This is a genomic window from Streptomyces sp. DSM 40868 (assembly GCF_011820545.1).
Taxonomy (GTDB): domain Bacteria; phylum Actinomycetota; class Actinomycetes; order Streptomycetales; family Streptomycetaceae; genus Streptomyces; species Streptomyces eurythermus.
The window spans coordinates 3,344,970-3,366,462 of sequence record NZ_CP050504.1; the positions used below are offsets into that span (position 1 = coordinate 3,344,970).

20 protein-coding genes, 1 tRNA gene and 1 pseudogene are annotated in these 21,493 nt (G+C 74.2%); 9 read left to right on the forward strand and 13 right to left on the reverse strand.

The annotated features are described in order from the left end of the window. Positions 1 to 139 precede the first annotated feature (139 nt). Entirely contained in the window at positions 140 to 826 is a 687-nt protein-coding gene (locus HB370_RS15055) for a lytic polysaccharide monooxygenase (protein ID WP_030795453.1), read from the forward strand. Between the two features lie 194 nt (positions 827 to 1,020). Beyond that, positions 1,021 to 2,214 carry a cellulose-binding domain-containing protein gene (locus HB370_RS15060; RefSeq protein ID WP_030782107.1) on the forward strand — a complete coding sequence of 398 codons (1,194 nt, stop codon included), beginning with the start codon at positions 1,021 to 1,023 and terminating at the stop codon, positions 2,212 to 2,214. A 288-nt stretch (positions 2,215 to 2,502) separates the two neighbouring features. Here HB370_RS15060 and HB370_RS15065 read toward each other — a convergent pair whose 3' ends face one another. The 4 genes from HB370_RS15065 to HB370_RS15080 all read right to left on the reverse strand — a co-directional run bounded on the left by HB370_RS15065 (position 2,503) and on the right by HB370_RS15080 (position 9,277). After that, positions 2,503 to 3,942, reverse strand: coding sequence for a Cys-Gln thioester bond-forming surface protein (locus tag HB370_RS15065; protein WP_244405528.1), 1,440 nt, complete (start codon positions 3,940 to 3,942; stop codon positions 2,503 to 2,505). 238 nt (positions 3,943 to 4,180) lie between these two features. Continuing rightward, the gene (locus HB370_RS15070) at positions 4,181 to 4,657 is read right to left on the reverse strand and encodes a single-stranded DNA-binding protein (protein WP_030782113.1); all 477 of its coding nucleotides are present in this window, start codon (positions 4,655 to 4,657) and stop codon (positions 4,181 to 4,183) included. A gap of 405 nt (positions 4,658 to 5,062) precedes the next feature. After that, positions 5,063 to 7,666 (reverse strand): GTPase, encoded by a 2,604-nt coding sequence (locus tag HB370_RS15075; RefSeq protein ID WP_037701551.1) that lies wholly within the window; start codon positions 7,664 to 7,666, stop codon positions 5,063 to 5,065. 3 nt (positions 7,667 to 7,669) lie between these two features. Beyond that, on the reverse strand, positions 7,670 to 9,277 hold the full coding sequence (locus HB370_RS15080; protein ID WP_030782117.1) for a dynamin family protein: 1,608 nt from the start codon (positions 9,275 to 9,277) through the stop codon (positions 7,670 to 7,672). A 321-nt stretch (positions 9,278 to 9,598) separates the two neighbouring features. Between HB370_RS15080 and HB370_RS15085 the strand changes: the two genes are divergently transcribed. The 3 genes and pseudogenes from HB370_RS15085 to HB370_RS41915 all read left to right on the forward strand — a co-directional run. Beyond that, positions 9,599 to 9,674, forward strand: a tRNA-Arg gene (locus HB370_RS15085). A gap of 110 nt (positions 9,675 to 9,784) precedes the next feature. Continuing rightward, on the forward strand, positions 9,785 to 10,879 hold the full coding sequence (locus HB370_RS15090) for an alanine racemase (protein ID WP_030782119.1): 1,095 nt from the start codon (positions 9,785 to 9,787) through the stop codon (positions 10,877 to 10,879). A 107-nt stretch (positions 10,880 to 10,986) separates the two neighbouring features. Further along, a pseudogene (locus tag HB370_RS41915) lies at positions 10,987 to 11,097 on the forward strand (2-oxoacid:ferredoxin oxidoreductase subunit beta); the annotation flags it as partial. Between the two features lie 31 nt (positions 11,098 to 11,128). Here the strand turns inward: HB370_RS41915 and HB370_RS15095 are convergent. Both HB370_RS15095 and HB370_RS15100 read right to left on the reverse strand, forming a co-directional pair. Continuing rightward, the gene (locus HB370_RS15095; protein ID WP_030782121.1) at positions 11,129 to 11,524 is read right to left on the reverse strand and encodes a hypothetical protein; all 396 of its coding nucleotides are present in this window, start codon (positions 11,522 to 11,524) and stop codon (positions 11,129 to 11,131) included. A 114-nt stretch (positions 11,525 to 11,638) separates the two neighbouring features. Then, positions 11,639 to 12,118: a hypothetical protein gene (locus HB370_RS15100; protein WP_030782123.1), complete on the reverse strand. Its 480-nt coding sequence runs from the start codon at positions 12,116 to 12,118 to the stop codon at positions 11,639 to 11,641. Positions 12,119 to 12,318: 200 nt separating this feature from the next. Here HB370_RS15100 and HB370_RS15105 point away from each other — a divergent pair, with 200 nt between their 5' ends. Beyond that, positions 12,319 to 13,278 (forward strand): D-2-hydroxyacid dehydrogenase family protein, encoded by a 960-nt coding sequence (locus tag HB370_RS15105; protein ID WP_030782125.1) that lies wholly within the window; start codon positions 12,319 to 12,321, stop codon positions 13,276 to 13,278. A 258-nt stretch (positions 13,279 to 13,536) separates the two neighbouring features. Continuing rightward, the gene (locus HB370_RS15110) at positions 13,537 to 13,866 is read left to right on the forward strand and encodes a chaplin (RefSeq protein WP_030782127.1); all 330 of its coding nucleotides are present in this window, start codon (positions 13,537 to 13,539) and stop codon (positions 13,864 to 13,866) included. A 120-nt stretch (positions 13,867 to 13,986) separates the two neighbouring features. Here HB370_RS15110 and HB370_RS15115 read toward each other — a convergent pair whose 3' ends face one another. From HB370_RS15115 to HB370_RS15145, 7 genes are all read right to left on the reverse strand, one after another. After that, positions 13,987 to 14,853, reverse strand: coding sequence for a tyrosinase family protein (locus HB370_RS15115; RefSeq protein WP_030782129.1), 867 nt, complete (start codon positions 14,851 to 14,853; stop codon positions 13,987 to 13,989). Continuing rightward, positions 14,837 to 15,361 (reverse strand): tyrosinase family oxidase copper chaperone, encoded by a 525-nt coding sequence (locus HB370_RS15120; RefSeq protein ID WP_030782131.1) that lies wholly within the window; start codon positions 15,359 to 15,361, stop codon positions 14,837 to 14,839. Before HB370_RS15120 ends, HB370_RS15115 begins: the two co-directional genes overlap by 17 nt. A gap of 170 nt (positions 15,362 to 15,531) precedes the next feature. Beyond that, the gene (locus tag HB370_RS15125; RefSeq protein ID WP_030782133.1) at positions 15,532 to 16,050 is read right to left on the reverse strand and encodes a hypothetical protein; all 519 of its coding nucleotides are present in this window, start codon (positions 16,048 to 16,050) and stop codon (positions 15,532 to 15,534) included. A gap of 175 nt (positions 16,051 to 16,225) precedes the next feature. Then, the gene (locus tag HB370_RS15130) at positions 16,226 to 16,729 is read right to left on the reverse strand and encodes a DUF5949 family protein (protein ID WP_030782136.1); all 504 of its coding nucleotides are present in this window, start codon (positions 16,727 to 16,729) and stop codon (positions 16,226 to 16,228) included. A gap of 117 nt (positions 16,730 to 16,846) precedes the next feature. After that, the gene (locus tag HB370_RS15135) at positions 16,847 to 17,131 is read right to left on the reverse strand and encodes a hypothetical protein (protein ID WP_030782138.1); all 285 of its coding nucleotides are present in this window, start codon (positions 17,129 to 17,131) and stop codon (positions 16,847 to 16,849) included. 130 nt (positions 17,132 to 17,261) lie between these two features. Then, positions 17,262 to 17,996, reverse strand: coding sequence for a hypothetical protein (locus HB370_RS15140; protein WP_051815634.1), 735 nt, complete (start codon positions 17,994 to 17,996; stop codon positions 17,262 to 17,264). Positions 17,997 to 18,169: 173 nt separating this feature from the next. Beyond that, positions 18,170 to 18,409 carry a chaplin gene (locus tag HB370_RS15145; RefSeq protein WP_030782144.1) on the reverse strand — a complete coding sequence of 80 codons (240 nt, stop codon included), beginning with the start codon at positions 18,407 to 18,409 and terminating at the stop codon, positions 18,170 to 18,172. A 443-nt stretch (positions 18,410 to 18,852) separates the two neighbouring features. Here HB370_RS15145 and HB370_RS15150 point away from each other — a divergent pair, with 443 nt between their 5' ends. Next, positions 18,853 to 20,064: a glycosyltransferase gene (locus HB370_RS15150; protein ID WP_078637512.1), complete on the forward strand. Its 1,212-nt coding sequence runs from the start codon at positions 18,853 to 18,855 to the stop codon at positions 20,062 to 20,064. After that, a complete protein-coding gene (locus HB370_RS15155) occupies positions 20,061 to 21,491 on the forward strand; it encodes a sugar transferase (RefSeq protein WP_030782150.1) in 1,431 nt (476 codons plus the stop codon). Before HB370_RS15150 ends, HB370_RS15155 begins: the two co-directional genes overlap by 4 nt. Positions 21,492 to 21,493 lie beyond the last annotated feature (2 nt).

Genomic DNA, 21,493 nt, shown 5'->3' on the forward strand with positions numbered 1-21,493 from the left:
TGCGGGTCGAGCCTCTCAGGTTTGGCGGAAACAAGCCGTTGCCGCCTCGTTCCAGGCCGCGCAGCCTTGAGGCGCGGGAGCGCTCCCACGCCTCCGGCACCCGCACAGTGAAGACCTCCCCCACAGGAAGAACCTCGCAATGGATTGTCATGAACATGCACAGCGCCGTACGCTGCGCCGTACCGGCCGTCGACTGGCGCTCGTCCTGAGCACCCTCGTCGGCGTGCTGATCAGCCTGATCACCTGGGGCGGCACAGCCTCCGCGCACGGCTCGGTGGTCGACCCCGCCTCCCGCAACTACGGCTGCTGGCAACGCTGGGGCAGCGACTTCCAGAACCCGGCGATGGCCCAGCAGGACCCCATGTGCTGGCAGGCCTGGCAGGCCAACCCCAACGCCATGTGGAACTGGAACGGCCTGTACCGCAACGGTTCCGCCGGCAACTTCCAGGCCGTCATCCCCAACGGGCAGCTGTGCAGCGGCGGCCAGACCGAAAGCGGGCGCTACAACTCCCTCGACGCCGTCGGCCCCTGGAAGACCACCGACATCGGCTCCAACTTCACCGTGAAGCTGAACGACCAGGCCAGCCACGGCGCCGACTACTTCCTGGTCTACGTCACCCGGCAGGGCTTCGACCCCACCACCCAGCCGCTCACCTGGCAGGACCTTCAGCTGGTCACCAAGACCGGCAGGTACGCGCCCAGCCAGAACTACTCGATCCCCGTCAGCACGTCCGGCTACACCGGCCGCCACGTCGTCTACACCATCTGGCAGGCCTCGCACATGGACCAGACCTACTTCCTGTGCAGTGACGTGAACTTCCGCTGACCCGGCCGTCACCGGCACCCCGGCACCCACCGGACGCGACCCGGCGCCGACCCGGGTCGCGCCCATCCGAATGGGAGCGCTCCCAACCGCTCTGGGGGCTCCCTCGGGGGGGGAGTCCTCTCTGGGGGCTCCCCCCTCCCCCTCCCCCTCCCCCTCCCCCGCCCCCTCGCCCTCCCCACCCCCAGGAGACCCACATGCCCCAACTGCCCACCCAGTGCCCCCGATGGGTGCGCACGCCCTGGACGGCGGTCGTGGCCGTGCTCGGGCTGGCGGTGTCCCTCCTGGTCGCGGCGCCCGCCAGTGGCGTCGGCGCCGGAGCCGCCGCCGGATGCCGGGTCGACTACACCGTCAACGAGTGGTCCGGCGGCTACACCGCCCAGGTCCGCGTCACCAACCTCGGTCCCGCGCTCAGCGCCTGGCGACTGACCTGGACCTACGGCGGCGACCAGCGCATCACCTCCGCCTGGAACGCCACCGTCACCCAGACCGGGCGCTCCGTGACCGCCGTCGGCACGGACTGGAACGCCGCCCTGCCCAGCGGTGGCGCCGCCGACTTCGGTGTGCAGGGCACCTGGCAGTCCGCCGATCCGGCGCCCACCGACTTCAGTCTCAACGGCGTCTCCTGCGGCGGTGACGCCACCGAGCCGCCGACCACACCGCCGACCACTCCGGGCACCCCGTCCCCCACCCAGCCACCGGCCGACTGCGGCGGCGCCGCCCTGTGCAGCGACTTCGAGAACCAGGCCGGGACCTCCCCGTCCGGCGACTGGCGGTTCACCGCGCCCGACTGCCAGGGCACGGGCACGGCCACCGTCGACACGGCCGTGGCACACAGCGGCACCAAGTCCCTCCGGGTGGACGGCCGGGCCGGCTACTGCAACCACGCCTTCGTGGCCGCCACCACCGACCTGTCGACGGTCGGCCCGGTGCTGTACGTCCGTATGTGGGTACGGCACACCACCGCGCTCCCCTCCTCCCACGTCACCTTCGTCTCCATGCCGGACAGTTCCCAGGGCGGCCGGGCGCTCAGGGTCGGCGGTCAGAACGGCGCTCTGCAGTGGAACCGGGAGAGCGACGACGCCACGCTTCCCGCGCAGAGCCCGGCCGGTGTGGCGCTGAGCAAGCCGCTGCCGACGGGCAGTTGGCAGTGCCTGCGGTTCGCCATCGACACCTCCGCACCCAAGCTGGACACCTGGCTGGGCGACCAGCAGATCCCCGGCCTGCACGCCGACGGTGTACCGACCCAGGACATCGACCAGCAATGGCTCTCCCGCACCACCCCGCCCCGACCCACCGCCCTCCGGCTCGGCTGGGAGAGCTACGGCAACGGCGACGACACCCTGTGGTTCGACGACGTGGCCGTCGGCTCGGCACCGATCGGCTGCTGAGAGGAGCGCCGGATTCCGTTCGCCATGAGTCCGGCCGCCGGATTCCGTTCACCGTGAGTCCGGCCGCCGGATTCCGTTCACCGTGAGTCCGGCCGCCGGATTCCGTTCACCGTGAGTCCGGCCGCCGGATTCCGTTCACCGTGAGTCCGGCCGCCGGATTCCGTTCACCGTGAGTCCGGCCGCCGGATTCCGTTCACCGTGAGTCCGGCCGCCGGATTCCGTTCACCGTGAGTCCGGTCGCCGGGCTCACGGCGGCCGTCTCTCCGCCCGCCGTCCCGTCCGGCGCGCTCACGCGTCCGGTGTCGTGTCCTTGCGGCGCAGGATGACCAGGACCGCGCCACCGATCACGACCAGGCCTATGGCCACGCCGGTGATCAGGGGGGTGAGGGCGGAGGCGCCGGTCTCGGCCAGGTCGGTGGTGTCCAAGGCGCGGCCGCCGACCGAGGCCGGGCTGGGCTCGTTGGGAAGCCGGGCCGCCGTCTGTGTCGTGACCGCTCCCCGGGTCTTGCAGTCCAGGACGCCGGTGAAGCGGTGGCTGAAGCCATGGGGGCCGGTGATCGTGAAGTCGTAGGCCTGGTCTTCCTGGAGCGGCACGGTCACCGTGCGGGTGGCGCCCGCGGGGATCGTGTGGCCGGCGCCCATCAGCTGGAAGGTGAACGGCTCGTCGCCGTTGTTGACCGTGGTGATGTCCACCCCGCCCTTGGCGCAGTTCTCGCGGGCCGACACCGCCGGGATCGGGCCGTCGGCGGCCCAGCCGGCCGTCGCGGTCGCGGAGACGGTGGACTCGCTGGAGCCGGCCAGGATCTGGGTCTGGCTGCGGCTCTCGGAGGCGAAGGCCCGTCCCACCGGCACGGTCGTGGACGCCTGCACGGTCAACTCGGCCGTGCCGGCCGCGCTGCCGGCGGTGTGGGCGGCCTCCCCGGACTCGTCCTCGGGGACGTCGAAGTACAGCCGGGTGCCGTCCTTCGCCGAGGTGATCACCTTGCCGTCCTTGTCGGTGATCCGCACCCCGCCGGTGGCCGCGTCCGCCGGCGGGCTCACCGTGACCGCGCTCGCGTTGGTGTGCACGGTGACCGGGCCGAGCCGGTCGCCCGGCCGGCCGGAGACGGCGGGCGGGTCCAGGGTGAGCGAGGCCTTCGGCTCACCGACGCCGCGGGCGCTCTTCTCCAGGTAGTCGGCGAGCTTCTCGGCCTGTGGGTCGAGGGCGTCGACGTCGGCGCCGTCGGAGTAGCGCCAGATGGCCACCTGGGTGCCGGCCGCCGCGTCCTGCTCGGTCAGCCCGGGTGCGCCCGCCTTGCGGGCCAGTGCGGCGAGGTCGTTGACCTGGGGGTAGGAGTGCTGCAGGATCCAGCCGATCCGGCCCGCGTTCTTGTTGGTGCCCAGCGAGGTGCCGCTCCAGGGTGTCTCCTGGTATCTGGCGTCCCGCTGGGTCGGGTTGTGCAGGTCGACGCAGTACGTCTGGAGGGTGCCGCCGCCGTCCACGGACATCTCGAACAGGCCCGCCGGGATGCGCTGGTCGCCGCCGTCGCCGTGGATGACGGCCTCGCCGTAGGTCTTCAGACCGTTGTTCGTGGCCGTCGCCCCGCCCTCGGTCCGCGGTGTCTCGTCGGCCACCGCCGTACCGGCACCGGACAGCACGCCGGCCGCCACGAGGCCGGACACCGTCGTGGCGGCGGCCAGGCGTGCCGTTCCGGTGGACCGGCACAGCCCAGAGAGCGCAGCAAGCACAGAATTCCCCTTCGAGCAGGACCCGTTGGACGTGGGGGACGGTCCCACCAGCAGAAATCGGCAGCCCCTAGGGGCACGCCCGGCATCCTATGGATCACTCGGAGCCCAACTTGCCGGTCGGATGATCGGATGGCCGATCCGATCTGTAATCGTTATCGCCGGGACCGTCCATGAGCTGGCCTTATCGACAAATCCACCCGCTTCATGGCTGACGCCACGTCATCTGCCGTGTGTGACGTCACGTCACCGGGACTGGCTGTGGCGCCTGTTGATCCGTCGGGTCGTTCTGGGTGTCCGTACGGCTCGGTGTCTCCCAGTTCGGTTCCGGGCGGGCCGCCGCGGCCGGGGCGTCGGGCCTGGCCGCGCGCTGGAAGAGCGCCGTACCGCGGGCCAGGTCGTGGCCGATCGTCACGGCGTCGATGTCGGCGGAGGCCCACGGCTGCTGTCCCTCCCGTGTCTCCGTGCGGACCTTCAGCCGGCCCTGGACGACGACCGGCTGGCCCACCTCCACGCACGCCGCCACGTTCACCGCGAGCTGCCGGTTGGCCCATACCGTGAAGAAGTTGGTGTGCCCGTCGGTCCAGGCACCCTTCTCCCGGTCCCAGTACCGCGCGGTCACCGCCAGCCGGAACCGGGCCGACGGACCCGCCGCCGACTCCCGGTAGACCGGCTGGGTCGCCACGTTGCCCACCACACAGACGATGGTCTCGTTCATGTCTCGCTCCCCTCCCCCGCCCGCGCTCTTCCGGCCGGGCGGACACACGTACGGGCCCGTCCCGTACGGCTGCGTCTGCCGTGCCGGCGCGTACGACTGCCGTACGCGCCCGCACCTCCCGCCGACCGCTCGCGCCGTCCGCCGCCTGTGCGGCCGGACCCGCCGTGCGATCGCCGTGGCCTCAGACTGCCTCCGCCGGGCCGGGCCCGCTGAGCGCTGTGGACGGCCGCCCGCCTGTGGATAACTCCGTCACCCGCGCGGGTGAACCCCGCCCCCTCCCAACAACCCCACCGATCCGGCCAACCCCGCCAGCCCCACCACCGACGCCACGGACACCACGGGAGGCCGCCGACCCCAGCGAGGCCATCACCAGCCTCACCATTCGCCCCCGTCCCCCAGGCCCGCTCACACCACCCCGGTCCTGCTCCGGGCGACCCTCCCGTACTGTTCCCGCACCTCCCGGTACCGCAGCAGCTCCGCCGCCACCGGATCGAGCACCCGGGCCCGGCCGCAGCCCGCCGCCGCCTCCCGCAACCGCCGTTCCGCCTCCTGGCCATAGCGCCGCGCGGGCCCCCGGGCCGCCATCCGGCACCCCCACTCCACCAGCGGCCCGCCGACGATCCCGCACACCATCAACAGCACCGGAACGCCCAGGTTGGGCGCCATCAGCCCGGCGATCTGCCCCACGAGCCACCCGCCGCCCACGATCTGCAGCAGGGTCATCGCCGCCTGCACCAGTACCGCCACCGGCCACCAGCCCGGCCGGGGCGGGCGGCCCGGCGGCAGCCCGGCCCGCGCCGACAGCGCGTCCAGCGCCTCGGACAGCCCTTGGGAGCCGCGTACGGCCGCCTCGCGCACCGCCTGCGCCCACGGCGCGGGCAGCCCGGCCGAGGCCCGGTCGGCGACCGTACGGACCGCCTGTTCCACCCGCTGGCGGGCCGTGGCCTCCTCGTCTGCCTGGCCGCGGACCGCGTGACGGCCCGTCGTGGCCTCGCCGCGGCCCTGGTACCAGCGCCACAGCCGAAGCCAGGGCGTGCCGCAGGCCCGGTTGGCGTTGCGCAGCCAGGCGCGTTCGGCGGCCTCGCCCGCCGCGGTGGCGCCCACCGCGTCCGCGAGCCGCGCGGCGAACTCCTCACGGGCCTCCTCGGTGAGACCGACCCGCCGCCCGGTGGCGTACACGGGCCGCAGTCCGGCCGCGGCGGCGTCCAGGTCGGCCGCGACCCGGCGGGCCGGCGCGCCGCGTTCCGCCACGAACTGGCCGAGCGCCTCGCGGAGATCGCCGACCCCCTCGCCGGTGAGCGCGGACAGCGCGAGGACGGTGGCGCCCGGTTCGCCGTGTTCGCCGAGCGCGATGCCGTCCTCGTCCAGCAGCCGCCGCAGGTCGTCCAGAACCTGGTCGGCGGCGTCCCCGGGCAGCCGGTCCACCTGGTTGAGGACGATGAACATGACCTCCGCGTGGCCGGCCATCGGCCGCAGATACCGTTCGTGCAGCATGGCGTCGGCGTACTTCTCGGGGTCGACCACCCAGATGACCGCGTCGACCAGCTTCAGGATGCGGTCGACCTGTTCGCGGTGCTGTACGGCGGCAGAGTCGTGGTCGGGCAGGTCGACCAGGACCAGTCCGCGCAGTTGCCCGTCGTTGTCCGGGCTGTGCATGGGGCGGCGGCGGAGCCGGCCCGGGATGCCCAGCCGGTCGATGAGGGTCGCCGCGCCGTCGCTCCAGCTGCACGCGATGGGCGCGGCGGTGGTCGGGCGGCGTACGCCGGTCTCCGAGATGGCCACCCCGGCGAGCGAGTTGAACAGCTGGGACTTGCCGCTGCCGGTCGCGCCGGCCAGGGCGACGACGGTGTGCCGGCCGGAGAGCTTGCGGCGTGCGGCGGCCTCGTTCAGGACCCGGCCCGCCTCGGCGAGCGTGCGGCTGTCCAGCCGGGTACGGGACAGTCCTACGAGCTCGCGCAGGGCGTTCAGCCGGGAGCGCAGCGGGCCGTCGTACGCCAGTGGGACCGGGACCTGCGCGCCCGGCCCGCGGTGCGGCTGCTCCCCGGCGGAAGCGCGCTCGGCGGCGAGGGCGGCGGAGGCGGACCCGGTGACGCGGCGGGCGATGAGGCCGTCGTCCCAGGTCTCCTGGGAGGTACCGGCTTCGCCGTCCGTGGCGGGGGCGGGGCTGGTGGCGCCGGGCGCGGCGGTCGTCTTGGGGGGCGTGGCGTCCGTTGCGGGGCGGGGCTTCGGGGAGCGGGCGGGGTGCGGGTGGGGGCGGGGCACCGAGACGCCCTGCTCGGCCGCGCGCCCGCGCGCGGCACGGTCCCGGTCACCGTTGCCACCGGCTTCACCGCGCCGGTCACGGTCCTGGGCGCCGTACCGGTCGTGATCCTGGGTGCCGTACCGGTCGTGGTCCCGTGCACCGTGACGGTCATGGTCCTGGACACCGCGCCGGTCCCGGTCCTGTACGGCGTGACGCTCGCCGTCCTCCTCGGCGTGGCCGTCGCGCTCGCGGTCGCGGCCGTCCTCGCGGCCTGTACTACGGTCACGGTCCCGGCGGTCGCGGCCGGTGCTACGGTCACGGTCCCGCTCGGTGTCACGGCCGTGGTCGCGGTCGGTGCCCTGGCCGTACCCCTGGTCGCGGTCGGTGTTCTCGTCGCGTAGGCGCGCGGGACGCTCCCGGCCGGTGTCCGGGCCGCCCTCGACGGTCCCGTCCGGCACGCGCGCGTGCAGGACACCGGCGCTGTCCCCGACGCCCCCTCCCTCGTGTCCGCCGCCGTTCCCGTCGTCCGTGGCGTCCTCACCCCGCCCCTCGTAGCGGCCACCGGGGCCGGGGCCGTCGTCCCCGGGGCCCTCCTTCACCAGGCTCGGGCGCGCGTGTGCGAGGCCGCCGGCGCGTTCGGTGCCGTCCAGGGCGCCCGTGCCCGCGCGGCCGACGTGTTCCAGGGACCCGGTGTCGCCGCTGCCGCTGTCGGTGCGCCTCATGTGGTCGGTGTGCTCCGTGTGGTCCTGGTCAGTGACGGCGGTCACCGGTCACCTCTCCTTCTGCAGTACGGACAGCGCGGCGATGAGTTCGGCCTGGGGCTCGGGGTGGACGTCCAGGGCGTCGAGCGGGGCGAGGCGCCGTTCGCGTTCGGTGTGCATGACGCGGTCCACGTGCTCGGTGAGCAGCCGTCCGGCCCGGTCGCGCAGCCGCAGGACGCCGTGGGCGCCGAGCCGCTCGGCGAGCCCCTCGCCGGCGGTGCGCGCCCGGCGCCCGCCCAGCACCGCCGTGGCGACGAGGGCGGCGACGACCTCGGGGTCGGGGGCGCCGGTGCGCTCCAGGACCCGTACCTCGTCCTCGGCGTACTCCTCCAGCTCGCGCCGCCAGCGCCGGGCCGCGAGCCCGATGCGGTGCTCGGCGCTCTCCAGGGAGGTGTCGCGGGCGGTCAGCTCGGGGGCGCGGGCGGCGGGCTCGCGCCGCCAGGCGTCGTCCACGCGCTCGTCGGCGGCGGTGACGGCGCACAGCAGCAGGGCGGCCAGGCTCTCCACGAGGGCGTCGAGGAGTTCGGCGGCGGTGCAGTCCAGGGGGAAGGCGCGCCAGCGCTTGAGGGCGTCGCCGGCGAGTACGGCGCCGGACTGCAGGCGGCTGCGCACGCGCGCGTGCTCGCTGTCGTAGGCGGCGTCCACGGCGGAGGTGAGCCGGAGGGCCGCCGCGTACTGGGCCGCGGCGGCGCCGGCCAGCTCGGGCATGCGGGACTTCAGCGAGTCGAGCAGTCCGTAGGCGGTCCGGGCCATGATGTGCTGGCGGGCGGCGGGGTCCTGGGCGTGGTGGGTGAGCCAGCTCTTCAGGGGCGCGACGGCGGTGGCGGGCAGCAGTCCGGCGCCCCAGGCGGACTCCGGCAGCTCGGGCACGGTGAAGCGGGGTACCTCGCCCAGTCCGGCCTTGGCCAGCAGGGCGCCGTACTGCCGGGAGACCTCGGAGACGACCTGGTGGGGCACCCGGTCCAGGACGGTGACGAGGGTCGCGTCGTACTCCTTGGCGGTGCGCAGCAGGTGCCAGGGGACGGCGTCGGCGTAGCGGGCGGCCGTGGTGACCATGATCCAGATGTCGGCGGCGCAGATGAGTTGCGCGGCGAGGACGCGGTTGTCCGCGATCAGGGAGTCGACATCGGGGGCGTCGAGGAGGGCGAGGCCGCGCGGGAGGGTGTCGGCCGTCTCCACGCGCAGCACGCGCGCGTGCTCGTCGTCGGTGGGCGGGAACTCCTCGGCCAGGTCCCGGTCGGGGTCCCATACGCGGGTGAGGGCGGGGAGCACGCGCATGCCGCTGAACCAGTGATGGTCCTCCGGATGGCAGACGAGGACCGGTGTCCGGGTGGTCGGCCGGAGCACGCCCGCCTCGCTCACCCGTCGGCCGACGAGGGAGTTGACCAGGGTGGATTTCCCCGCGCCGGTGGAGCCGCCGACGACGGCGAGCAACGGCGCCTCGGGGTGCCGCAATCGGGGGACGAGGTAGTCGTCGAGCTGCGCGAGGAGTTCGTCGCGGTTGGCACGCGCGCGTGGGGCCCCGGCCAGGGGCAGCGGAAAGCGTGCGGCGGCGACACGGTCGCGCAGAGCGGAGAGTGTGTCGAGCAGCTGAGGCCGTACGTCCAAGGTCACCACATGCGAAGAATGCCCAATTTTAGGGGAATTCTGAAGCATATGGACATGTCTGCGCGCCGACAGAACACAACGGACGGAAAGGACGAGTGGGACACTGGCACAGTCCAGGCATAACGAGTGCACAACACCCGGGGCGTCAGGCGCCAAAAGCGATGCACGATTCGCACCTGCCTGCGATTATCAGGACCGCTTCACCGAACCTCCACATCGAGCCACGGAGGGGAAGCGACAGGGTCAAGGAACCGGGAGCCCTATCCTTGACCCCGGCAACGTCACGGATCGGCCCCCACCAGGCCACCAGGCACGAGGCCACCCCACCCGGCCCCCGTAGCTCAGTGGATAGAGCAGGCGCCTTCTAAGCGCTTGGCCGCAGGTTCGAGTCCTGCCGGGGGCGCCACTGATCATTGCCCCGGGCTCCGGTGCGGCTCGAGGAGCCGGGGGGCGACAGTCCTGGTCAGGCCGCTCCTGTCATGATCGTTTGATCACGATCGGCAGGAGGAGCAAGACATGGCGACACAGCTGCCCGAGGGATTGGCCACACCGGCGCTCGTGGTGGACCTGGACGTCATGACCGGGAACGTCACGCGCATGGCCGAGGCTTCCCGGGCAGGGGGATTCACCCTGCGCCCGCATGCCAAGAGCCACAAATGCGCGCACATCGCCCGCCTCCAGCTGCGGTCCGGTGCCCGTGGGCTCTCCGTGGCCACGATCAGCGAGGCCGAGGCATTCGCCCGGGCCGGCGTGGACGACTTGTTCATAGCCTCTCCTGTATGGCCCGACGCCGGTAAGGCACAGCGGCTGCGCCGGCTGGCGGACGGCGTCGCCCTGAGAGTGGGCGTCGATTCGGTGGCGGGCGCGCGGCGGCTCGGGGATGCCGTGCGGGGCGGCGCACGACCGGTCGAGGCGCTCGTCGAGGTCGACAGCGGCGCCCGCCGGACCGGGGTACCGCCGCAGGCCGCCGGGGAGGTGGGGCAGGCGGCCGCGGAGGCGGGCCTGCGCGTCGTCGGCGCCTTCACGTTCCCCGGGCACGGTTACGGTCATGCCCCCGAGGCACGCGAGCGAGCCGCCCGGGACGAGGAGCGGGCGCTGGGCGAGGCCGCCGAGGCGCTGCGCGACGCCGGACTCGAGGCCGGTGTGCTCAGTGGCGGATCGACCCCGACCGTGGGCCGGTGGCGGCCCGGCACCGTGAACGAGCTGCGGCCCGGTGTCTACGTCTTCAACGACGCCACGCAACTCGCCATCGGCACCTGCGCGGCCGGGGACCTCGCGCTGGCCGCCGTCGCCACGGTGATCAGCGTTCCCGCCCCGGACCGCTTCGTGCTGGACGTCGGGAGCAAGGTGCTCGGCTCGGACCGGTCCCCATGGGTGCGGGGCCGTGGCCTGCTTCCCGCGTTCCCCGAGGCGACGATCACCTCGCTGTGGGAACACCACGCCGTGGTCCGGCTGCCGGCCGGGGTGCGCGGGCCGGCTCTGGGGTCCACGGTCGCCGTCGTCCCCTCCCACGTCTGCACGCCGGTCAATCTCGCCGACGAACTGCTGGTCGTCCAGCACGGCGAGGTCGTCGACCGCTGGCCGGTGACGGCCCGCGGCGCCAACACCTGAGCCGCCGCGCCCGGCCCGGCCGCTCGGCCCGGTCGCCCGGCGCACCACCGGGCGACCACCGGCCCGCCCGATGCCTGCCCGCCGGAACGGACGTACCGGAACACGGGCCCGTCTACGACACCCTCATGGCCGACCAGCTCGACACCGCCGTCGAACAACGCGGCAAGAGCGACCTCGCCGCCCTGCTCGCCGGCTGCGACACCTGGACCGTCGTCGGCGGCCAGGGGACGCGCCCCTGGCGGGCGACGGTCAGTCCAGGACCGGTACGAAGCCGCCCCGAGTCGTGTCAGAGGAGAGCAGGGCGGGCCAGTCGAGGGTCTGCGGGAGCCGGTCCAGGGACAGCACCACCGCGCCGCCGGCCCGCTCGGTGTCGTCGCACCAGTCGGCCATGTGGCCCGGTGCCGTGCCGTCATCGGAGCCGCCGGCCACCGGCGCGGCGAGGGCGGGGACGAGGACTCCGTGGTCGCCGGGGCCGTCCACCACACACAGGGTGAGCCGGGGCACGATGCTCCAGCCCTCGCACCGGGGTATCGCCAAGTCGGGCGCGGTCAGCGGCGGCAGGGCGGCGTGGACGGGTGCTCCCGCCAGCAGAAGCACGGGCGTGGCACCGCGGACGAACAACGTGTTCTCGGGTTCGAGCAGCATGGGGCCACTCTTTCAGCCCGCCGGCCCGCCATGAGTGGCGCCCGGCGCCCTACGCCTGCCGGCCGGCTCCCTACGGCCGCCGGCCCGTGCCCTACGTTCGCCAGAACCCGTGCCCTACGACTGCCGGCCGGCCTCCTCGGGTCTCTCCCCCCGGTTCAGCTTCCGCAGTGTCTCCCTGCTCCAGCCGGAGATGCGGGCCAGGTCCGACTGACGGACGCCGCCTACCGCTGCGTCGCGCAGTGAGGACTGGAGTGCCTCCGTCGCCTCCTCCAGGCGGCCCAGGGCCTCGCGACGGCGGCCGGCGTCCCTGCGCACCTTGTGTTCCAGGACGCTGTGCAGGGTGAACACCGCGGGCCGGCCGCCGGTTCCCTGCACCCGGACGAGGATCCGCAGGCCGGGGGCGTCCGGAGCGACCAGGGCGGCCACGGTCTGCCGGTGGTGGGCCATGTAGCGGTCGAAGGCCTGCACGGCGGCGTCGGCGGCGTGGTACCCGTAGAACCAGGTCGGAGTGACGGCCTGCGTGCACCAGTCGTCGGCGCCTCCGCGCTGCACCTCGACGGCGAACACCGTCCGCTGCGGACGCGCCTCTTCCATGGGTCCCCCTTTTCCGCTGGTCAGCAGGGGCCTTACCAGGATCCCTCACTTCAGTGAAACGTGCCACTGTTCGGGCGCCAACAAGCCTCCGTAACAACGTTGTTGGCGCCGGACGCCCGCTTGGGCGCCGAACGCCGCGCCTGCGGTGGCGAGTTCACGGGTGGGTAGAGTCGCTTCCAGGACACAGGGGAGGACACGCCGTGCGGCTTCGTTGTGTGGTGCTGGACGACTTCCAGGGGGTGGCCACCGAGGCCGCCGACTGGTCGGTGCTCGAAGGCCGGGTGGAGGTCGTCGCGCTGCGCGAGCACCTCCACGACGAGGACGCCCTCGCCGCGGCCCTCGCCGACTACGACATCGTCGTCACCCTGCGCGAACACGTCCCCTTCCCCGGCTCCCTGATCTCCCGCCTCCCCCGGCTGAAACTGCTCATCGCCTCCGGGATGCGCAACAGCGTCATCGACTACGCCGCCGCCGAGGCGCACGGCGTCACCGTGTGCGGCACGCAGAGTTCGGGCACCCCGCCGGTCGAGCTGACCTGGGCGCTGCTGCTCGGTCTCGCCCGGGGCATCGTCCAGGAGAACAACGCCCTGCGCGCGGGCGGCCCCTGGCAGTCGACCGTCGGCGCCGATCTGCACGGCCGCCGGCTGGGGCTGCTCGGGCTGGGCAGGATCGGCAGCCGGGTGGCGCGGGTCGGCCTCGCCTTCGGGATGCGGGTCTGCGCGTGGAGCCGGAACCTCACCGAGGAGCGGGCCGAGGAGGTGGGTGTGGAACTGGCCGGCTCGAAGGAGGAACTGCTCTCCGGCAGCGACTTCGTCTCCGTTCACCTGGCCCTCGGTGACCGCACCCGCGGCCTCGTCGGCGCCGCCGAACTCGCCCTGATGAAGCCGACCGCCTATCTGGTCAACACCTCCCGCGCGGCCATCGTCGACCAGGACGCGCTACTGGCCGCGCTGCACGAGGGCCGGATCGCCGGCGCCGGTGTCGACGTCTTCGACATCGAGCCGCTGCCCGCCGGCCACCCGATGCGCACCGCGCCCCGCCTCCTGGCCACACCCCACCTCGGCTACGTCTCCCAGGCCAACTACACGACGTACTACGGCCAGACCGTGGAGAACATCCAGGCCTACCTCGCGGGCTCCCCGCTACGACGGCTCCCCTGAGCCCCGCCGCGACGGCCGCCCCGTGCGGACCGGAAAGACGGGCCCCCGTCGCACGGGTCAACACCGTGCCCTCCCGCCGTCACACGAACAGCCCAGCCGCCGTTCCGGTGTCCGCACGGAACGGCACGGCCCAGTGCCGTTGAAAGGGTGATCCCCGGCTGATCGGCGTGACCCGCTCCGCGCGGCGCCGTTGAACGGGAAGTGCGGCGGCTGGCCTGCCGCCGCGCGCTTCCCCACAAGCAACAAAAGGAGAACGTGATGTCTCGCATCGCGAAGGCGGCCGCTGTCGCCCTCGGCGCCGGCGCCGTGGTGGTCAGCGGGTCCGGCCTGGCCATGGCCGAGGCGGACGCCCACGGCGCGGCCGTCGGCAGCCCGGGCGTGATTTCCGGCAACCTGCTCCAGGTGCCGATCGGCATCCCGATCAACGTGTGCGGCAACACCATCGACATCATCGCCCTGCTGAACCCGGCCTTCGGCAACGCCTGCGCCAACGTGGGCGACGAGGTCAAGCCCGGCAAGCCCGGCAAGCCCGGTCCCACCAAGCCCGGCAAGCCCGGCAACCACGGCAACGACGGCTACGGCCACTGAACCGTCGGCACCCCGCAGACAAGAGCCCCGGCACTCCGAGCGCCGGGGCCTTGCCGCACCCACCCCCCATCTGCTCACGCGCGCACCGCGCGCCTCCTCACGCGTCCCCGGCAGAGCCGCTCACGCGTACCGGTAGACCCGGCTCATGTCCTCCAGCTGGTCCGGTGTCTCGTCCCACGGCGGCAGCTTCTGGTGCCGGGCCACGACCCGGCCGTGCTGGGCGTCGCCGGCACGCGGCGGCTCGGCCGGCAGATAGCGCCGGCCTCGGTGGGCCCGCTGCCAGCGGTACCACTGGAGGTCCAGAAAGGCGTGGTGCAGCCAGAACACCGGGTCGTTGACGGACGCGCCGCCGAGCATGACCCCGCCGACCCAGCGGTGCACCCGGTTGTGGTTGCGCCAGGAGGCGCTGCCGCTGCCGCTCCCCCAGCCCTCCAGCTTGTTGCGGAATCCCTTGCGGACGGTCGAGTCCCATGGCCAGGCGTCGTAGAGGGGATCGTCGAGCGCCCACTGGAGCTCGCTGCGGGTGGGCAGTTGGATGGGGGAGGCCGAACGGCCCAGGTCCCGGGTGAGGAACCTGCCGTCGGTGACGCCCTCCTTGATGGTCCAGTGACCCTCCGCGTAGGCGAACGGGCCGGTCGTCACCTGCCGGTCGGAGCGCCGCCCGTTCCCGCCGAGCAGGTCCTTCGTCCACGGCACGGACGCCGTCGTACGGTCCCGGGTCCAGTCCCAGTACGGCACCGTCACCGAGGAGTCGACCCGGCGCAGGGCCCGCTCCAGCTCCAGCAGGAACCTGCGGTGCCAGGGCAGGAAGGACGGCGCCATGTGGGCGCTGCGCAGACCCGCCTCGCCGTCGGCGTTGTAGTAGTCGATGTGCATCCGCACGAACTCGTCGTACTCACCGCGCCGTTTGAGTTCCAGCAGCGCGTTCACGAACCGGCGCCGCTCCCCGGCGGTGAGCGCGCCGACGTTCTTACGCACGTACGCCATGCCGTCCCCCCGTGTGCGCGTGGCCGCCGGAGTGACCGGCGGCCGGCCCGGCCTCCGTCAGGTCGCGCAGCCGCCGGCCGGGCCCCATCTCGTCCACGGCCGCCCGGGTCGCCTCGAGCGGCGTCCGGTACGACGTGTAGTGGTCGACCATGCTCAGCCAGGAGCCGTCGGCCCGGCGCATCAGGTGCAGCGGACGGCCGTCCACGGTGATCCGCCATGTGCCGCCGCCCGCCGTCTGCCGCTCCATCGCGGGCACCAGGACGCCCTGGATACGGCGGCCCCGGTAGGTCTCGTCGAAGACGCCTCCGTCGGCCGCCCCGGCCGGGTGCACGGGCCGGGAGGCGGCGACGACCGGGGTCAGCGCCAGTGCGGCGGCGGAGGCCAGCAGCCCCCGCGCCACCTCCCTGCGGGACCGCCCGGCCCCGGCCTCCCGATGAGCCCCGGCCTCCTGCTGGGGCCCGGCGTCCTGTTGGGGTCCGACCGTCACTTCGCCGACACCGACGACCATGCTCGCTCCTCGTCCGGGTGCAGATGTCCGTACCGGCTAACCGGCCGAGGGCGCGCGGGGTCACCGCCGTAGAGCCATAAGAGCCATACGAGCCGTACGAGCCGTACGAGCCGTACGAGCCGTGGGAACGGGAGGGACCGGAGGAAGCGGCGAGGCCGTACGGGTCTTGCTCAGCGGCCCGGGCCCGTGGCCAGGTTGCCGCCGGCGACGGTGCGCAGGACCGGTGCGAGGACACCGGCCTGGGGGAGCTTGGTGGACGGCAGGCCGAAGCGGTCCGCGTCCGGTGCGGTCAGCGGGGCGTCCAGCACCAGGCCGGGGGCGAGGGCCCGTACGTCGCCGGCGGGCGCGTTCACGTCGAGGTGGTCGAAGTCGTCGCCCATGAGGCGCGGCAGCGGAGCCCTGCCGTCCAGGCCGGGCAGCCCGCCGCTCACCGGCAGCTGGGGCAGGGTCCGGTCGGGCAGCAGCCGGCCGGTGACGTAGCGGGGCCCCTCGGGGGCGCCGGGCTTGACCAGCGGCACCTCGGCGCGCAGCCTGGGCACCTCCATGTCCAGCGCCTGGGACACCCCGCCCAGGGGCACGGGGACGGGAACCGTACCGGCCGCGGCGGCGGGACCGGCGGCTCCCACGGTGGCCGCGAGGCCCGCGACGACGGCGGCGAGGGTGCCTCGGGTGAGGGTGATCGGTTTCATCACGGGTACGGGCCCTTTCGGAATGCGGGGGTTCGACGTCCGTACCGCGTAACGAGCGGAAAAGGCCCGCATCTCACAATTCCCCCGGGTGCCGTAATAGTCAGTTCGTCCAGAAGTCCCACCAACGGCCGGTACGAGGATTCCGGCCGGGATGCCGGGCCCGTGGGCCGGGGTGTCAGGTGCGCAGGCCGCGGGCGGGCAGGTAGACGTGCGCGGCGGCGTCCGTGGTTTCCGGGGAGCCGGCGAACGCGGCCAGTTCCGGTCCCTCCACCGAGCGGCGGAGACCGGCCGACGGGCAGATGCGGGTGGTGAACATGAAGTAGGCGTAACCGAGTTCCCCGACCGCCTTCAGCCAGTCCGCCGGCGGGGTGGCCTGACGGCTGAGCTGCGGCATCTGCAGCACGATCTGCCCGGCGAGGACCAGCATGGAGACCTTCAGGCTCGGCCGGGCCATGCCGATCACGGGCTCGCCGCCCACGGGCAGGTCCATGTCCTTGAGGAGCCGGGCGATGGCGGCGGACGCGGCCTGCGGGCCGTCGGGGCCGTCGCCCAGGGAGCAGGCGAGCAGACAGGGGGTGTGGCCGTTGCCCTCCTCGTTCCTGGCCATCCAGGCGAGCAGCGCGAGCGTGCCGAGGTCGGCGGCGCGGAAGGGGCGGGTTTCGCTTGATGCTGAGGTCATCGCGCGACCATATCGACGGGCGGTGGAGCGGCCCGGCGCTCTCTCACCCGTCCGGAGCAGCGTCCGGGACCTCGCCACACGATCGGGCGACGTGGTCCCGGACGTACCGGGGCGGGGTCAGCGCAGGGGCAGACCGCCGAGCAGCCCCCGCTGGTTGAGGGTCGTGGTGGCGCCCTTGACGCTGCTCAGCACGGAGTCCTTGTTCTCGGTGTCGAGCGCGTCCGACTGGTGCTGGAGCGGCATCAGGTCCCGCACGCCGGGCGGGTGTTCCGTCAGCTGGGCGAGTCCGCCGTTGAGGCTCATGGGCGGCAGGTGCTGGGCGTCGTAGGCGAACGCGGGAGCGGTGACGCCGACGAGGGCCACGGAACCGGCGACAACGGCGGCGGCCTTGAGGGACTTCATCGTGTTCCTTTCTTGGCAACTCACGTCACCCAGGAGATGCGGACGCCCTGCTCAACGATTTCCGCACGGCCCGGAAACCCCGCACGGAGAAGACATATGAGATCCCCCGTTCTCCGGAGGGGGCACCGCGTCAGCCGGCCGGGGCCGGGCCGGGTACGGAGGCCGGGGTGGTCGCGGTCGTACCGGCCTCCGTGGGCAGCTCGGTCACGGTGAGCCCGGAACCACCGCCGAACAGGCCCGTCAGCAGGTCGAGCAGACCGGACAGCAGACCGTCGAGGGACGGCAGCTGCTGGCCGGAGTCGTCGGTGGTGGCCGCCTCGTCGGTGGTGACGGCCTCGTCGGTGGTGGCCGCCTGGCCGGTGTCCACCGCGCCGGTGACGGCCTTCACCAGGTTCTCGATCGCGCTCACCAGCGCGCCGAGCGCGTCGCCGAGGACGTCACGGGCCATGGGCGCACCGACGTGGGCGTGGCGCGCGGTCACCGGGGCGTCGGGGGAGGCGGGTGTCGCGGGCTTCGCCGCCGCAGCCGCATCGGCGGACCGGTCAGGGCGGGCCGCGGCGGCCCTGACGACCGCCTCCTTCGCCGCCTCGCCCAGCCTTCTCGCCTCGTCGGCGGGCAGCCTGCCCGCCTCCAGCGAGCGGCTGAGCAGGTCGGCGACCGGGCTCAGCTCGGGATGGGTCCGGCCCAGGGACCTGACCTGGGCGAGCAGCCTCTCCTTCTCCGCCGCCGGGACGGACGCCCGGGACGCGGTACGCCCGTGCTCCCCGGCCGCGTCGGCGGCGAGCGCCACCGGGCCGGTGATGCCGGCCAGCACGGCCGCGCAGAGGACGGTGGACGCGAGACGCCGGGCGGGCAGAACACGCATGGGGGTTCCTTTCGGTGGACGGTGGGACCTGAGCCCACCGTCTGATCACCGATGGCACCCCGCAACCGCTCGTCCGCCGCGCGTGATCCGTACGAGGGAGCGCGAACCGGCCGCCCGTTCCGCGCCACGAGCGCGGACCGGACGGCCGGCCGAAGGGGGGTGCGTGCCCGGCGTCAGTGGTTGAGGCAGGTGTTGCCGAAGGCCGGGTTCAGCAGGCCGACGATGTCAATGGTGTTGCCGCACAGGTTGATCGGCACGTGCAGGGGGATCTGGATGGTGTTGCCGGAGATGACGCCCGGCGAACCGACAGCGGCGCCGCCCGCACCGGCGCTGGCGGAAGCCACACCGGCACCACCGGCGACGGCCGCGGCGGCGGCGGAGGTCAGAACCAGACCCTTCGCGATACGCGACATGGAGAGGTGCTCCTTGGAATCGACACAACATCCGGGCGGATACCCGGCGTTGTGTCAACGCCTGGCACCGCCCGGAGTTGTGCCGCCAAAGGGGTGATGTCCGGGTGCCGGCGGGTGACACCGCGGCCGGGGCACCACCGCGGCCGGCGGGCGCCCCGGGTCCGGCCGCTCCCCCGCACGGCGTAGCGGACCCACGCCCGGCGCACCGGGCGCCCTACTGGTACCGGCGCAGGCCGGCCTACGCCGACGCGCTCGGTACCACCGGCGATCCGTGCGATCCCGGCCCGGCTCCGCGGCGCGTGCGGTGACCCGCCGGGCTTCCGGCTCGTTGGCCACGCGGACGTGGCGTGGGCCCGCGAGCCCTTCGCCGCCGTGGACGCCCCGGACCGAGGGCGCGTTCACGACCGCAGTCCCGAGCGCCCCGTGAGCGAGGTACCCCGCGCATGCACCAGTCAGTCCCCGCCCTCCGGCCCCGGGTCCTGCACCTCGCGCAACCCGTCGACGGCGGTGTCGCCCGGGTCGTGCTCGACCTGGTACGGGCCCAGCTCGCGGCGGGCGTGCCGGTCACGGTCGGCTGTCCCGGCGGCGCGCTCGCCGCGGGTCTGCGGGAGCTGGGCGCCGAGGTCCGTGACTGGCCCGCCCGCCGGTCCCCGGGGCCCGGACTGCCGGGCGAGGTACGGCGTCTGGTGCGCCTGGTCGAGCAGGTGCGGCCCGCGCTGGTGCACGCGCACAGCGCCAAGGCCGGGCTGGCCGCGCGGCTCGCCGTGCGCGGGCGGGTGCCGACGGTGTACCAGCCGCACGCCTGGTCCTTCGAGGCGGCCGGCGGACTCACCGGGGCGCTCGCCCTGCGCTGGGAGCGGTGGGGGGCGCGCTGGGCCCACCGGGTGGTGTGCGTCAGCGCGGCGGAGCGGGCGACCGGACTGCGCGCCGGGGTACGCGCCGCGTACACGGTCGTCCCGAACGGCGTCGACACCACCCGCTTCGCACCGGGCCCCGCCGCGCCCTCCCCGCGCCGCGCCGGTCACGAGACGGACCGGCCGCTCGTCGTCTGCGTGGGCCGTCTGTGCCGGCAGAAGGGTCAGGACGTGCTGCTGCGCGCCTGGCACACCGTCCTCGGCGCACTGCCCGGGGCCCGGCTCGCGCTGGTCGGCGACGGTCCGGACCGTGCGGCGCTGCGGCTGCGGGCGCACCCCTCGGTGGAGTTCGCCGGTGCCGTCGCCGACGTCGTGCCCTGGTACCGGGCCGCCGACCTGGTCGTGCTGCCCTCGCGCTGGGAGGGCATGGCGCTCGCCCCGCTGGAGGCGCTGGGCTGCGGACGGCCGGTCGTCCTCACCGATGTCGACGGCGCCCGGGAGAGCCTGCCGCCCGCGCTCGCCGCGCGCTGCCTGGTGCCGCCGGAGGATCCCGTGGCGCTGGCCCGGGCGATCACCGGCCTGCTGACCGACCCGCCGCTGCGCGCGGCACTCGGCGACCAGGGGCGCCGGCACGTCACCTCCCGGCACGACGTCCGGCTCACCGCCGCACGGGTCACGGCCGTCTACGGCGAACTCCTCGCGCCCGCCGAGCACCGCGCACCGCGCCTTCCCGGCCCCGCGCGCGGCAGTGGGCCGCACCCGGCCGTGCCCGGACAGGGCAGGGGGGCCGGGCGCTCGTGACCACGGAGACCACCGTCCCCTCGTCCGGCACGCAGCCGCGGGCGTCCGGGATCCCGCACGGCCGGGTCCGGCCGGCGCGTCACCTCGGCGGCTTCCGGTTCCCGTCGCGGCGCCCGCCCGCGCGGTCCGACTCGCCGCTGCCGCTGTTCGCCGCCGATCTGCTCGCCGCGCTGGCGGGCGCGGTCGTCCTGGAGGAGGCCGCCGGCCGGCCGGGGCCGGCCGCCGCGCTGGTCGCCGGGGCGCTGTCGCTGCGTCCGCGCTCCGCCCGGCCGGGGCCCGGCGCCCCCGGCGTGCTCGACGAACTCCCCGCCCTGTGCGGACGGACCGCGGTGACCTGGCTGGGCCTGGCCGCGCTGCTCGCCGCGTACGATCCCGCGCGCGCCCTGACCGCCCGGACCCTGCTGCTCGGCTGGGCGCTGCACGCGGCGGCGGCCGGGGCGGGCCGGGCCGCGGTGCACTGGCGGCGCCGGGCCGCGCTGCTGCGGCATCCGCGTACCGCCCTGGTCGTCGGGCCCGCCGCGACCGCGCAGCGGGTGTCCGCCGCGCTGCTGCGCCACCCCCGCTGCGGGGTGCGGCCGGTGGGCGTGGTCGCCGACCGGCCGGAGGGCGCCGCCGGGCTGCCGGTCCTCACCACCGGCGAGGAGGTGGAGCGGGCGCTCATCCGGAACGGGGTGCGGGTCGTGCTCACCGTCCATCCGTCCGTACGCACCGCGCAGGCGCCGCTGCTGCGGGCGCTCGCCGCATCGGGGTGCGCGCTGTGGGAGGCGGAGGCGGACTTCCCGGCGTACGAGATGCGCGAACAGCTCGCCGGGTTCGCCGTGCGCCGGCTGGACACGGGCGTGCGGCGGCGCGGTGCCGTCGGCAAGCGGCTGCTGGACGTCGTGGTGTCCGGGACGCTGCTGGTGCTGGTCAGCCCGGTGCTGCTGGTGTGCGCGACGGTACTGCGGCTCACCGGCGGACCCGGTGTGGTGTTCCGGCAGGAGCGCGTCGGCAAGGACGGGCGCCCCTTCACCATGCTGAAGTTCCGCACCCACCGCCCGGCCGACGAGCAGGAGGCGGCCACCCGGTGGAGCGTGGCCGGCGACCAGCGGATGCGGCCCTTCTGCCGGTTGCTGCGGCGGACCTCGATGGACGAGCTGCTCCAGCTGTGGAACGTCTTCCGGGGCGACATGAGCCTGGTCGGCCCGCGCCCCGAACGCCCGTACTTCGTCGCGCAGTTCAGCCGGACGCATCCGGGCTACGCGGCCCGGCACCGCATGCGGACCGGCATCACCGGGCTGGCCCAGGTCAACGGGTTGCGCGGGGACACCTCCATCGAGGACCGGGCCCGCTTCGACAACGCCTACATCGACAACTGGTCGCTGTGGCAGGACATCCGCATCCTGCTGCGCACCGCCGCCGCGGTCGTGCGGTCCACGGGGAGCTGACC